The sequence below is a fragment of the Arthrobacter sp. K41 genome (assembly GCF_059089645.1).
The window spans coordinates 799,057-811,847 of record NZ_JBNHEW010000001.1 but is presented as its reverse complement, the minus strand read 5'-3'; the positions used below and the strand labels follow the sequence as shown (position 1 = coordinate 811,847).

General features: G+C 62.8%; 13 protein-coding genes. 11 read left to right on the top strand and 2 right to left on the bottom strand.

The window, feature by feature from the left end; genetic code table 11:
* The first annotated feature begins 78 nt into the window (after positions 1 to 78).
* The 11 genes from atpB (at position 79) to AC5RTE_RS03800 (ending at position 11,397) form a co-directional block, all read left to right on the top strand.
* Positions 79 to 879 carry a F0F1 ATP synthase subunit A gene (gene atpB, locus AC5RTE_RS03850; protein ID WP_494040049.1) on the top strand — a complete coding sequence of 267 codons (801 nt, stop codon included), beginning with the start codon at positions 79 to 81 and terminating at the stop codon, positions 877 to 879.
* A gap of 80 nt (positions 880 to 959) precedes the next feature.
* A complete protein-coding gene (gene atpE, locus AC5RTE_RS03845) occupies positions 960 to 1,163 on the top strand; it encodes an ATP synthase F0 subunit C (RefSeq protein ID WP_009356484.1) in 204 nt (67 codons plus the stop codon).
* A gap of 52 nt (positions 1,164 to 1,215) precedes the next feature.
* Entirely contained in the window at positions 1,216 to 1,767 is a 552-nt protein-coding gene (locus tag AC5RTE_RS03840) for a F0F1 ATP synthase subunit B (RefSeq protein WP_494040048.1), read from the top strand.
* The gene (locus AC5RTE_RS03835; RefSeq protein ID WP_494040047.1) at positions 1,767 to 2,594 is read left to right on the top strand and encodes a F0F1 ATP synthase subunit delta; all 828 of its coding nucleotides are present in this window, start codon (positions 1,767 to 1,769) and stop codon (positions 2,592 to 2,594) included. Before AC5RTE_RS03840 ends, AC5RTE_RS03835 begins: the two co-directional genes overlap by 1 nt.
* 79 nt (positions 2,595 to 2,673) lie before the next feature.
* A complete protein-coding gene (gene atpA / locus AC5RTE_RS03830) occupies positions 2,674 to 4,311 on the top strand; it encodes a F0F1 ATP synthase subunit alpha (RefSeq protein ID WP_494040046.1) in 1,638 nt (545 codons plus the stop codon).
* Between the two features lie 73 nt (positions 4,312 to 4,384).
* Complete coding sequence (locus AC5RTE_RS03825; RefSeq protein ID WP_494040045.1) at positions 4,385 to 5,275, top strand: F0F1 ATP synthase subunit gamma; 891 nt, start codon at positions 4,385 to 4,387, stop codon at positions 5,273 to 5,275.
* Between the two features lie 83 nt (positions 5,276 to 5,358).
* Complete coding sequence (gene atpD / locus AC5RTE_RS03820; protein ID WP_494040044.1) at positions 5,359 to 6,813, top strand: F0F1 ATP synthase subunit beta; 1,455 nt, start codon at positions 5,359 to 5,361, stop codon at positions 6,811 to 6,813.
* 1 nt (position 6,814) lies between these two features.
* Positions 6,815 to 7,099: a F0F1 ATP synthase subunit epsilon gene (locus tag AC5RTE_RS03815; RefSeq protein ID WP_494040043.1), complete on the top strand. Its 285-nt coding sequence runs from the start codon at positions 6,815 to 6,817 to the stop codon at positions 7,097 to 7,099.
* Positions 7,100 to 7,109: 10 nt separating this feature from the next.
* Positions 7,110 to 7,541, top strand: coding sequence for a DUF2550 domain-containing protein (locus AC5RTE_RS03810; protein WP_494040042.1), 432 nt, complete (start codon positions 7,110 to 7,112; stop codon positions 7,539 to 7,541).
* 5 nt (positions 7,542 to 7,546) lie between these two features.
* The gene (locus AC5RTE_RS03805) at positions 7,547 to 8,857 is read left to right on the top strand and encodes an alpha/beta hydrolase (RefSeq protein ID WP_494040041.1); all 1,311 of its coding nucleotides are present in this window, start codon (positions 7,547 to 7,549) and stop codon (positions 8,855 to 8,857) included.
* Positions 8,854 to 11,397 carry a bifunctional lysylphosphatidylglycerol flippase/synthetase MprF gene (locus tag AC5RTE_RS03800; RefSeq protein ID WP_494040040.1) on the top strand — a complete coding sequence of 848 codons (2,544 nt, stop codon included), beginning with the start codon at positions 8,854 to 8,856 and terminating at the stop codon, positions 11,395 to 11,397. The genes AC5RTE_RS03805 and AC5RTE_RS03800 overlap by 4 nt, the downstream gene beginning before the upstream one ends.
* A gap of 156 nt (positions 11,398 to 11,553) precedes the next feature.
* Here AC5RTE_RS03800 and AC5RTE_RS03795 read toward each other — a convergent pair whose 3' ends face one another.
* Positions 11,554 to 11,757 carry a cold-shock protein gene (locus tag AC5RTE_RS03795; protein ID WP_011692441.1) on the bottom strand — a complete coding sequence of 68 codons (204 nt, stop codon included), beginning with the start codon at positions 11,755 to 11,757 and terminating at the stop codon, positions 11,554 to 11,556.
* 313 nt (positions 11,758 to 12,070) lie between these two features.
* Positions 12,071 to 12,766, bottom strand: a complete 696-nt coding sequence (gene nucS / locus AC5RTE_RS03790; protein ID WP_494040039.1) for an endonuclease NucS — start codon at positions 12,764 to 12,766, stop codon at positions 12,071 to 12,073.
* Between the last annotated feature and the right edge of the window lie 25 nt (positions 12,767 to 12,791).

Here is a 12,791-nt window from a genome sequence, read left to right as displayed (position 1 = left end):
CACAGGGGGAACAGCAGGCCTTTCGTCTGCCGGTCCCCGCCCAACGCCCAATGATGGACACTGCAGAGAGGAAACGCGTTGATCGCGCTTGCGCTCCCGGCCCAAGATTCAGGAGAGTTTACTCCTCCTGGAATTAACGAAATGCATTTGCCGGCAATCCTGCCGTGGGGTGCCGCAGAAGGATTCTCCAAGCAGATGCTGCTGGTCCTCCTCTCTGTTGTCTTTATCTCCGTCTTCTTCGTGCTCGCCGCACGCAAGCAGCAGCTGGTACCCGGCAAGCTCCAGTTCGCCGGCGAGGCCGCCTACGGCTTCGTCCGCAATGGAATCGCCAAGGACATCATCGGCGGCAGGGACTTCATTAAGTACGTCCCGCTGTTGTTCAGCCTGTTCTTCTTCATCCTGGTGAACAACATCTACGGTGCCATTCCGCTGTTCCAGCTCCCCACGTTCTCGCACGTGGGCGGCGCCTACGTACTGGCCGGCCTTGTCTACTTCACCTGGATCGCCATCGGCGTGAAGAAGAACGGACTCCGCTACTTCAAGCTGGCCACCGTGCCTTCCGGTGTTCCCTGGTTCATCCTTCCGATCGTGATCCCGATCGAGATCATCTCCAACTTCCTGGTCCGGCCCGTCACGCACAGCCTCCGTCTGTTCGCGACCATGCTCGCAGGACACCTCATCGTGATGATCGCCGGATCCGGCATCGAGTACCTCATCATGCAGGAGAACCTCCTGCTCAAGGGGACCTCCGTACTGGTTCTCGCCGGCGCCATCGCCATGTACATGCTTGAAGCCCTGATCATGGTCCTGCAGGCCTACGTCTTTACCCTGCTGACCGCGATCTACATTGAAGGCGCGCTTCACGCCGACAGCCACTAGGCACCCTTAAGCTTCCCCTCGCGGGGATGATAGCAACCCAAACAACCTGCCACATGGGTGGCATCTTGAAAGGAAGAAAAATGGAAGGCAATCTCAACCTCGTAGGTTACGGTCTGTCCGCAATCGGCGGTGGTATCGGTGTTGGTCTCGTATTCGCTGCCTACATCAACGGCGTCGCCCGCCAGCCGGAAGCACAGCGTGTCCTGCAGCCGATCGCGTTCCTCGGCCTTGCGCTTACCGAAGCCCTCGCCATCCTCGGCCTGGTCTTCGCCTTCGTTCTCTAGTCCTTAGAACGAAGCGAACTTACAGAACCGAGTAGAAAAGGACGGGTGAAATATGAATCAGCTGATCATCTCAGCCGCCACTGAGGGCGAAGTTAACCCCCTGATGCCCAACCTCTGGGAAATGGGCGTTACCCTGGTGGGCTTTGCCATCCTCATGTTCATCGTGGTCAAGTTCGTTGTCCCGATGTTCGAGAAGACCTTCGCCGAGCGTGCCGAGGCTATCGAAGGCGGCATTGCAAAGGCTGAAAAGGCCCAGGCTGAGGCGTCTGCTGCACTCGAAGAGTACAAGCAGCAGCTGACCGACGCCCGCGCCGAAGCCAACCGCATCCGTGAGGAAGCCCGGGCCGAAGGTGCCCAGATCCTCGCGGATCTCAAGGAAAAGGCAGCAGCAGAGTCTGCCCGCATTACGGCCCAGGCCCACACCCAGATCGAATCCGAGCGCCAGGCGGCCGTTGTGTCCCTGCGTTCGGAGGTGGGCACTTTGGCCACTACCCTGGCCGGCCGCATCGTTGGCGAATCGCTGAACGACGACCAGCGTGCAGCACGGGTAGTGGACCGCTTCCTGGCAGATCTGGAGACCCAGAACGCAGGTGCAGCTAAGTAATGGCAGGCGTATCGAGCGAATCGCTGGCAACAGGGCTGGCCATGTTGGAAGCCAAGCTTCCGACGGCGTCACTGCAGCTGGCAAAGGAACTCTTCGGAATTCTGGGAATGGTGGACAGCTCGGCTGGCTTGCGCCGCGCCCTGACTGACCCGTCCCGCAACGGTGACGAAAAGTCGGCGCTGGTCAGGCAGCTGGTTGGCGGGAAAGTCTCCGCTGATGCTGCAGAGATCGCGGGCGGACTGGCCGGCTCACGCTGGGCAACTGCCCGGGATATCGGCGATGCACTCGAGACTCTTGCCGCAACGGTGGTTATTTCCGTTGCTGAAAACAAGTCGGCCGTTTCTGCCTCCGGAATCTCTGGCCTGGAAGAGCTGGAGAACGATCTGTTCTCCTTCAACCAGGCCGTTGCCTCCAACCACGAGGTACAACGTGCTCTGTCCGAACCACAGGCCAGCGCTGCAGCCAAGGCTGCCCTCGCCGAGAAGCTGGTTCCCGGTGTGAGTGAGGAAGCAAAGGTCCTCATCACGCAGGCAGTTACCCAGCCCCGCGGCATCAAGCCCACCCGGCTGGTGGAACGGTTCGCCGAACTGGCGGCCAAGCGGCAGCAGCGCTGGATTGCAACGGTCAGCGTGACCCGCCCCCTGACACCGATGCAGCTTGCCCGCCTCCAGGCGGGCCTGAATGCAATGTACGGGCGGGAACTGAAGGTCAACGTCAACGTTGATCCGTCACTCATTGGCGGCATCCGCGTCCAGGTCGGTGACGAAGTGCTCGATGCTTCGGTTCTCACCCGCCTTGGCGAGCTGCAACGCCAGCTGGCCGGCTAGCCGGACAAGCACAACAAAACTGATAGAAACCCCGGTCATCGCAACGGTGATCACAAAAACAGGAGAGCAGGGACTGCAGATGGCCGAATTGACCATCAACGCCGACGACGTCCGTAATGCGCTGAACGAGTTCGCGGCGTCCTACGAACCCGGAAACGCAGAGCGCGTAGAGGTCGGCCGCGTAACCACCGCTAGTGACGGCATCGCCCGTGTTGAGGGCCTTCCCTCGGTCATGGCGAACGAGCTGCTGCGCTTCGAGGACGGCACCCTGGGCCTCGCCCAGAACCTTGACGTCCGCGAAATCGGCGTCATCATCCTCGGCGACTTCACCGGCATCGAAGAAGGCCAGGAAGTCCACCGCACCGGACAGGTTCTGTCCGTACCCGTGGGCGACGCCTTCCTCGGCCGCGTGGTCGATCCGCTGGGCGTGCCCATCGACGACCTCGGCGAGATCAAGGCCGAGACCACCCGCGCACTGGAGCTCCAGGCTCCCGGCGTAACGCAGCGCAAGTCGGTGCACGAGCCGATGCAGACCGGACTCAAGGCCATCGACGCCATGATTCCGATCGGCCGCGGCCAGCGCCAGCTCATCATTGGTGACCGCCAGACCGGCAAGTCCGCCATTGCGATTGACACCATCATCAACCAGAAGGCCAACTGGGCTTCGGGCGATGTGACCAAGCAGGTCCGCTGCATCTACGTGGCAATCGGCCAGAAGGCGTCAACCATTGCCGCCATCCGTCAGACCCTCGAGGACAACGGCGCACTGGAGTACACCACCATCGTGGCCTCTCCCGCTTCGGACCCCGCAGGCTTCAAGTACCTTGCACCGTACGCCGGCTCGGCCATCGGCCAGCACTGGATGTACGGCGGCAAGCACGTCCTCATCGTGTTCGATGACCTGTCCAAGCAGGCTGAGGCCTACCGTGCAGTGTCGCTGCTGCTCCGCCGTCCGCCGGGACGCGAAGCCTACCCGGGTGACGTGTTCTACTTGCACTCCCGCCTGCTGGAGCGTTGTGCAAAGCTCTCCGATGAGCTGGGCGCAGGGTCCATGACCGGCCTGCCGTTGATCGAGACCAAGGCGAACGACGTTTCGGCCTACATCCCGACCAACGTCATCTCCATCACCGACGGCCAGATCTTCCTGCAGTCGGACCTCTTCAACGCCAACCAGCGTCCTGCTGTTGACGTTGGTGTGTCCGTGTCACGCGTGGGCGGCGCCGCACAGGTGAAGTCCATGAAGAAGGTCTCCGGTACGTTGAAGCTGGACCTCGCCCAGTACCGCGACATGCAGGCCTTCGCCATGTTCGCCTCGGACCTGGACGCCGCTTCACGCCAGCAGCTCACCCGTGGCGCCCGCCTGATGGAACTGCTCAAGCAGGGCCAGTACTCGCCGTTCCCGGTCGAGAACCAGGTCGTCTCCATCTGGGCAGGCACCAACGGCTACCTCGACGACGTTCCGGTTGAGGACATCAACCGCTTCGAGTCGGAGTTCCTGGAGCACCTCACTCACAAGTCCTCCATCCTCACCACGCTGGCGCAGACCAACGTGCTGGACGATGACACCGCGGCAGCGCTGAAGTCCGCCATCGTGGCCTTCAAAAAGGGCTTCTTCGGCGAGGGTGACAACCACTTGGTAGGCGCCGGCCACGAGGAGCACAGCGCTATCTCCGAGGGCGATGTCGACCAGGAAAAAATCGTCAAGCAGAAGCGCTAATTCCACTGGCCGGGTGTGCCGGACCTCCAGGGTCCGGCACACCCGGTCTACGGAATGTTAGGAAAGGATAAGTATGGGAGCCCAGATTCGGGTCTACCGCCAGAAGATCAGCTCGACCACGTCGATGCGCAAGATCTTCAAGGCGATGGAACTGATCGCTACCTCGCGCATCGGCAAGGCCCGTGCGCGCGTAGCAGCTTCACTGCCTTACGCGAACGCGATCACGCGCGCCGTTTCTGCTGTCGCCAGCCAAAGCGAAATCGACCACCCGCTGACCACCGAGCCGGAGCAGATCCGCCGCGCCGCCGTCCTGGTAATCACCTCGGACCGTGGCCTGGCTGGTTCCTACTCGGCAAGCGTGCTGAAGCAGGTGGAGGGTCTCAACGAGCTGCTCCACGCTGAAGGCAAGGAAGTCAAGACGTACCTCGTCGGACGCAAGGCGCAGGCCTACTTTGAGTTCCGGAACCGTGAATACTCACGGGTCTGGACCGGAGGCACCGACGCACCCGAGTTCACTACCGCGCGCGAAGTCGGCGAAGCACTGCTGGCCGATTTCGCAACCGACTACGAAGAGGGCGGCGTGGATGAAATCCACGTGGTGTACACCCGCTTCAAGTCCATGGTCACCCAGGAGCCAACTGTCATCCGCCTGCTTCCCCTGGAAGTTGTGGAAGAGCAGGCGGCTTCAGAAACGGACCTGTTGCCGCTGTACGAGTTCGAGCCGGAAACCGAGCGTGTTCTTGACGCTCTGCTGCCGCGCTACATCGAGTCACGCATCTTCGCGGCCATGCTGCAGGCAGCAGCCTCGGAGCTCGCTGCCCGACAGCGTGCCATGAAGTCCGCAGGCGACAACGCCACGGACCTCATCAAGAAGTACACGCGTCTGCGCAACACGGCCCGCCAGGCTGAAATTACGCAGGAGCTGTCCGAGATCGTTGCCGGCGCCGACGCCCTCGCGTCCTAGCCTGCACGGCCCCGCGTTCAGCTGGACCTGCACCACCACAGATAAACTTAAATCCACGCCATCTACTGAGTGAAGTGAGAGAGATGACTGCCACTGCTACCGAACACGTAGCCGCAACGTCCGGTGCCACCGGCCGTATTGCGCGCGTAATCGGCCCGGTTGTCGACGTCGAATTCCCGGCTGACGCAATCCCGTCCATCTACAACGCCCTGACTACCGAGATCACCCTCAACGGTGTCACCAAAACCATCACGTTCGAGACCTCCCAGCACTTGGGCGACAACCTCGTGCGCGCCATCTCCCTCCAGGCCACCGACGGACTTGTCCGCGGCACGTCCGTGGTGGACAGCGGTGCCCCGATTTCCGTTCCGGTTGGCGACGGCGTCAAGGGCCACATCTTCAATGTCCTGGGCCAGCCCCTGGACGTCGCCGAGTCGGAACTGCAGATCAGCGAACGCTGGCCTATCCACCGCAAGGCTCCGAGCTTCGCCTCGCTTGAAGGTTCCACCGAGATGCTCGAAACGGGCATCAAGGTCATCGACCTTCTCACCCCCTACATCAAGGGTGGAAAAATTGGCCTGTTCGGCGGCGCCGGCGTGGGCAAGACCGTTCTGATCCAGGAAATGATCACCCGTGTTGCCCGTAACTTCGGTGGTACCTCGGTATTCGCCGGTGTTGGCGAGCGTACGCGTGAGGGCAACGACCTCTGGGTCGAAATGGAAGAGGCAGGCGTCCTCAAGGACACCGCCCTTGTGTTCGGCCAGATGGATGAGCCGCCGGGAACGCGCCTGCGCGTAGCCCTATCCGCCCTGACCATGGCGGAGTACTTCCGCGATGTGCAGAACCAGGACGTGCTGCTTTTCATCGACAACATCTTCCGGTTCACCCAGGCGGGTTCCGAGGTTTCCACCCTCCTCGGCCGCATGCCTTCGGCTGTGGGCTACCAGCCCAACCTGGCAGATGAGATGGGCCTCCTGCAGGAGCGCATCACCTCCACCAAGGGCCACTCCATCACCTCGATGCAGGCCATCTACGTTCCCGCAGATGACTACACCGACCCGGCTCCGGCCACGACCTTCGCACACCTCGACGCGACCACGGAACTCTCCCGTGAAATCGCTTCCCGTGGTCTGTACCCGGCCGTTGACCCGCTGACGTCGACCTCCCGCATCCTGGATCCCCAGTACATCGGCAAGGACCACTACACCACGGCTGTCCGGGTGAAGCAGATCCTGCAGAAGAACAAGGAACTCCAGGACATCATCGCCATCCTCGGTGTCGACGAACTCTCCGAAGAGGACAAGATCGTCGTGTCGCGTGCACGCCGCATCCAGCAGTTCCTCTCGCAGAACACCTACACGGCCAAGCAGTTCACCGGTGTTGAAGGCTCCACGGTTTCCATCAAGGACACCGTTGAGGGCTTCACGGCCATCTGCGACGGCGAGCTGGACCACATCGCGGAGCAGGCGTTCTTCAACGTCGGCGGCCTCGATGACGTTGAGCGCCAGTGGGCCAAGATCCAGGAACAGACCAAGTAATATGGCTGAGCTTGAGGTTGAGATTGTCGCAGCGGACCACTTCGTGTGGTCCGGAGCGGCCAGGATGGTCAAGGCCCGCACCAGCGATGGTGAAATCGGAATCCTGCCCGGCCACTCGCCCCTGCTGGCGATCCTGGCCGAAGGTGAACTGGCCATTCAGCCGGTGTCCGGTGACCGTATTGCCGTAGATGTGGACGGCGGATTCTTCTCCGTTGACAACAACCGCGTGGTTATTGTTGCCGACAACGCCCACCTGGGCGGCTCGGCTACCGCTGGGATCCGCTAGCACCACCTTGATGGACGCCCCTGGTTTTTCGTTCATCGCCATGGCAGTCGTGTTTGGACTGCTGATATTCGCACTGTGCCTTTCGGGGGTGCGCCGCTTCAACCTGCGGCGTGCCCTCGGCACGGTGGACGCCTCCATTTGCATGGCTGGAAACAGCTGGCAGATGGGGGTTTGTCGTTATCAGGACAACGACCTCGAGTGGTTCAGGCTGCTCTCGTTGAGTGTCCGCCCCAAGCATAAGTTCAAGCGTCATTCGCTTGAACTGCTGGGCCGCCGCAAGCCCACGGAAGCCGAGGCCGTCAAGGTCCAGCCCGACGTCGTCATTGTCGAATTGCGGTACGAAGGGCAGGACCTTCGCCTTGCCATGAAGTTCGACGCCTACGCAGGCCTGTCGTCCTGGCTGGAGGCCGGACCGGTCATCGGCGTGGGCACCTGGCGCTAGCCGGCGTGGACTGGTTCTTCGACCTCAGGCTCACCGAGGGCCCGGTATATTGGGTGTCCCTCATCCTGGGACTGGCTGGCGCGGCATATCTTTTGGCACGGCCGTCCCGCCTGCCTGCGAAGCGGTGGATCCTTCGTGCCATCGCCGCCGCTGCTGTTGCCTTCGCGCTGGTGGCCGGCGTTCACTGGGCCCTTATCAACGTCTTCTCCGTGTTCCCGGACAACATACCGGATCCGGTCCTGCTCTGGGTGGTGCCCGGTGTCGCCGCCGTGATCCTCTTTCTGCTGCGGCTGCCACGGAGCAGCTGGCGCCGCCGTGCCACAGGCCTGGCGGCAGTGCTCCTGGTGGCGGCCCTTGCATCCGTCCAAATCAACGCCTACTACGGCCTCCACCGCACGGTGAGCGATTTGTTCGGCACTGCGGTGGCCAGGATCCCTGCCCTCGAACCTGGGCTGATGCGCCAGTCCGGCGAGGCCGACGGCGTTCCCCTCCACACGTGGGCACCCCAGGGTGAACTGCCCGAGGGGGGAGTGCTGCGCAAGTCCGCCATCCCCGGCACCCTCTCCGGTATGAGTCCGCGCGAAGCCTACATCTACCTGCCCCCCGCCTATTCCACCGCAAACCGTCCCGCCCTTCCGGTGCTCGTCCTGGTTGCAGGGCAGCCGGGTGGCCCCGCCGATTGGCTCACCGGAGGTACCCTGCAGGCGCACATGGACTCCTTCGCTGAGTCCCACGGCGGCGTCGCCCCCGTGGTTGTAGTGCCCGACCCGAACGGGTCCCAGTCCGCCAACACCATGTGCATGGACAGCCGCATTGCCAAGGCTGATACGTACCTCTCGCGGGATGTGCCGGACTGGATCAGTTCCACCCTGGCGGTGGACACCAACCACGAGCACTGGGCCATCGGCGGATTTTCCTTCGGCGGCACCTGCGCCCTGCAAATGGGAACCCGGCACCCTGAACTGTTTCCGTCCGTGCTGTCCTTCTCAGGCGAAGCGGAGCCGGCCATCGCCAAGGAGCGGCAAAAGACCATAGACGCCGCCTTTCCGGGTGATCCGGCTGCGTTTGAACGGCAGACGCCCCTTGCCATCATGAAAGAGCGCCGCTTCGAGACTAGCGCCGTGTATTTGACCGCTGGACAGAACGACCCCGAATTCGTGACGTACCTCCGTACTGTGGCTGCCGCCGCCCGGGACGCTGGCTTCACGGTCCGGGCCCACGAGGTGGAAAACACCGGACACTCCTGGGATACATCGTCCAGGCGGATAGCCGATGCATTGGAGTTCCTGGCCGAGAGGTGGGGACTGCAGCAGTGAGTTCGGGACAGCAGGCCCGCACAGCGTCACTGGCGTGGGCAACAGTGGGACGCCCTGCCCGGGACCGGGGCATCGCCGCACTGAAATCCATGCCGTTCTCCGTGGCCGTGCTTGCGGTGTTCCTCACCACCGGCGCCGTGACCGGAAGCTACCTGGCCGGGCCCCCGGAACAGTTGCTGGACGTGGCGGGAGTGAGCGGGCCGGGGCTGCGCGCGGGCAACTGGTGGTCCTTGTTCACCAGCCTCTTTTTCGCCACCAACCCGATGGCCTATGTGGCCGCGTGCCTGATGATCCTGCTCCTGCTGGGGCTTGCAGAACGGCGGATGGGTACGCCGGCGGCGGCCATAATCTTTTTTGGCGGCCAGTTCGCCGCTGTGACGCTGTTCCTGCTGCTCACCCAGCTGGCCGGCTACGTGGGCGACGGATGGCTCGACCGGATGGCTGATGACATCCTGATCGGGCCCTACCCGGCAGTCCTGACGGCGGCACTCGCGGCGAGCGGAAGGCTCCCCGTCCTCTGGCAGCGCCGGCTGCGCACCGGCGTGCTGTCCATCTCGCTCCTGCTGGTGCTCTACGTGGGGCATGCAGAAACGGTGATCGGGCTGCTTGGCGCCGTCCTGGGGCTCCTGGCCGGCTGGTGGATCCAGGGCGACCACGGCCACCTGCACCGGCACCGCTCCACCGGCCGGGAAACCCGTAACCTCCTGGCACTGACCGTTGCCGTCTTCGCAGTGGGCCCTATCCTCACAGGGATTGCGCGGGCTCCCACCGGACCGCTGGCGCTCCTGCGTGACGTCGTGCTGAACCCTATGCCCACCCTCAGCCAGCTCGCCTTCAACTGCGGCGCCACAGTGGAAGCAGAATGCATTGAAGCCGGCAGGGCAGGTTTCGCCGGACCCTTCGGCCTTGCGCTGGCAGTAGTTCCGGTGGTCCTGCTGCTGATCTGCGCGGACGGCATGCGCCGCGGCCGGCGGCTTGCCCTGAATATGGCGCTCGCCATCCAGCTGGCCGTGACCGGGCTGGCGGCCGTCTACCTGGCGCTGTTCGCCCTGGTTCCATCCCGTCTTCACGGGCCTTCCGCCCCGCCTATGGGTTCCGCCTTTGCCCACGTGCTGCCGCTGGTGGGGGTGCCCCTGCTGCTGTCGTTACTCCTGTGGGTCAACCGGCGGCAGTTCCGCGTCCAGACCCTTCCCTCCGCCCGCCGGAAGCTGGCCCTGGTGGTGGGCGGAACGTGGCTTCTCCTTGCCAGTACCTATGCGGCCGCCTGGTTCTGGGCCGGCGGTCTAACGCGCGACGGCGGGCTGCTGGGATTGTTCGCCGAGCTCGCCCGGCAGTATGTCCCGGTTCCCATCCCGCAGCATTACCACCGGGTTTTCGCTGACCGGAACAGCGTGGAGGCCGTCCTTTTCGCTTACTCCGGTCCGGTGTTCTGGGTGGTGGCGCTGGCCGCGGTGTGGTGGGCACTGCTGGGCGGACACCATGGGAACGACTCCGGGCGGCAGGACCGCATCAGGGCACGGAACCTGCTTCATCAGGGCGGGGGACCACTGTCCTGGATGGCGCTCTGGGAACCCAACCAGTACTGGTTCAGCCCTGACGGCCACGGTGCGGTGGCTTTCCAGCGGCACGGCAGCGTGGCCCTCACACTGGGCGGAGCCTTTGGTCCGCGGCAGTGGCAGAAGGACGTCACGGCGGGGTTTTTGGCCCACTGCAGCCGTCAGGCGCTGGTCCCCGCGCTTTACTCCTGCGACGATGCTTTCTGGCCCATGCTCCAGGAGCGCGGTTTTTCGCGGGTCGCCGTGGCCCAGGAGACGCGGCTGGCGGTCCGGGAACTCGAATTCAAAGGCAAGGAATGGCAGAACGTCCGGACGGCGCTGAACCGCGCGGCAAAGCTGGGAGTGAAAGCTGTCTGGGGGTCCTATGAGTCGTTGCCTGCAGCGCTTCGCTCCCGGCTGAGTGAGGTCTCGGAGGAGTGGGCGGCCGGAAAGACCGTCCCGGAGATGGGTTTCACCCTTGGCGGCATTGATGAACTTGATGACCCGGAGGTCCTGTGCTGCCTTGCCGTTGACGAGGACGGCACGGTCCACGGGGTCACCAGCTGGTTGCCGGTTTACGATGGCGGGAGGCTGGTCAGCCGGACCCTTGACGTCATGCGCCGGGGAAGCGGGGGATTTCCGGGGGTGATGGAATTCCTTATCGCCTCCGCGGTGCTCGAGCTGCGCGGTTCGGTGGAGGTCATTTCCCTCTCGGGTTCGCCGCTGGCGAGCATCCCTGGAACAGCGGATGATCCAGCCGCGGAAAGCGGCGCTGATAATCTGGTCCGGATTCTCGATCTGGTTGGACACGCGTTGGAACCGGTTTACGGATTCCGGTCCCTGGCAGCATTCAAATCAAGGTTCAAACCGGAGTACCGCGCCCTTTACCTGTATTATCAGGACCCGCTGCACTTACCCGCTATTGGCCGCGCATTAACGCGTGCCTACCTCCCGGGGCTTTCCCTTCCGCAGGGTGCGCGCCTGGTGCGCAAATTGGTGAAGTGAACTCATCCTGTTACCACCAACAAAGCGGGTCGCCACTTAACAGGGTTAACCTATGAGGCAGCACCAACCATCCCGGTAATCAACAAAATGATCCCCGGCACAATTGCCGGGGATCATTTTTCGCTGCCGGCTGCCCTTAGCGGCCGGACGGCGGGACTAGACCAGTGTTACGCCGGTAGCCTGGGGGCCCTTGGCGCCCTGACCGATCTCGAACTGAACACGCTGGTTCTCGTCGAGGGTCTTGAAGCCACCGGTCTGGATCTCCGAGTAGTGCACGAAGACATCACCATCGGAGTCATCCGGGGTGATGAAGCCGAAGCCCTTTTCAGCGTTGAACCACTTGACGGTTCCCTGTGCCATTTATTTCTCCTCAGTATGGAACTTGTTTAAGATCGGCACACCTCGTACCGGCCTTGGTCACTCCGTGAGAAGAATCCTGGATTGCCCGTCCGCAAAAGGAACCGGCGCTGCAGGAGCTTCGCACTCGCAACATGTCTTGCGAGCATGAAAAACACCTACACAAAGACTGAGATAAGAATTTCACGCTGCCCAGCGGAGGTCAACGGTTTGGGCAGGAAAACAAACAAAATTTGGGTGAAAAGAAGGTAAAAAGACCTCTCGGTAACTGACAGGACGCAAATGAGGCACACGGCAGGCGGCGGTAAAGCGGCCGCTAAAAGAGCCTCGACTCGCTGTCGTCCACGCCACGCATGGCGTCGTAATCCAGGGTGACGCAGTCAATGCCGCGGTCGTTCGCGAGGACCTTCGCCTGCGGCTTGATTTGCTGTGCTGCGAAAATCCCGCGGACCGGGGCGAGCAACGGATCGCGGTTGAGCAGCTCAAGATACCGGGTAAGCTGCTCCACGCCGTCGATGTCACCCCGCCGTTTGAGCTCAATGGCCACGGTGCCGCCACCCGAGTCGCGCGCCAGGATGTCCACCGGCCCGATAGCCGTAAAGTACTCGCGGCGGATCAGGGAGTAGCCCTCGCCAAGAGTTTCGATCTGTTCCGCAAGCAACCGCTGCAGATCCGCCTCCACGCCGTCCTTGATCAAGCCGGGATCCACTCCGAGGTCATGGGAGGAATCACTGAGTTTTTCGTGGATGTTGATAATCAGCCGGTCGTCGGTCTTGGCCGACTGTACGGTCCACTGTTCTATGACACCCAGTTCCAGGTCCACGTCTTCGGGGGAAGAGACGCGGAGCGTTGCCGGCGGGCTCATCCAGTTCAGGGGCTTGTAGGAGCCGCCGTCCGAGTGGACCAGGACAGAGCCGTCAGCCTTGACCAGCAGCAGCCGGGTGGCAAGGGGGAGATGGGCTTTGAGCCGGCCAACGTAATCAACGGAGCATCGGGCTATGACAAGTTGCACGCCGTACAGACTACCGGCTGGGGCA

Coding starts and splice junctions, on each gene's coding strand:
- atpA (WP_494040046.1), top strand. CDS start 2,674: ATGGCCGAATTGACCATCAACGCCGACGACGTCCGTAATGCGCTGAAC.
- atpE (WP_009356484.1), top strand. CDS start 960: ATGGAAGGCAATCTCAACCTCGTAGGTTACGGTCTGTCCGCAATCGGC.
- AC5RTE_RS03835 (WP_494040047.1), top strand. CDS start 1,767: ATGGCAGGCGTATCGAGCGAATCGCTGGCAACAGGGCTGGCCATGTTG.
- AC5RTE_RS03840 (WP_494040048.1), top strand. CDS start 1,216: ATGAATCAGCTGATCATCTCAGCCGCCACTGAGGGCGAAGTTAACCCC.
- AC5RTE_RS03815 (WP_494040043.1), top strand. CDS start 6,815: ATGGCTGAGCTTGAGGTTGAGATTGTCGCAGCGGACCACTTCGTGTGG.
- AC5RTE_RS03810 (WP_494040042.1), top strand. CDS start 7,110: ATGGACGCCCCTGGTTTTTCGTTCATCGCCATGGCAGTCGTGTTTGGA.
- atpD (WP_494040044.1), top strand. CDS start 5,359: ATGACTGCCACTGCTACCGAACACGTAGCCGCAACGTCCGGTGCCACC.
- AC5RTE_RS03795 (WP_011692441.1), bottom strand. CDS start 11,757: ATGGCACAGGGAACCGTCAAGTGGTTCAACGCTGAAAAGGGCTTCGGC.
- AC5RTE_RS03825 (WP_494040045.1), top strand. CDS start 4,385: ATGGGAGCCCAGATTCGGGTCTACCGCCAGAAGATCAGCTCGACCACG.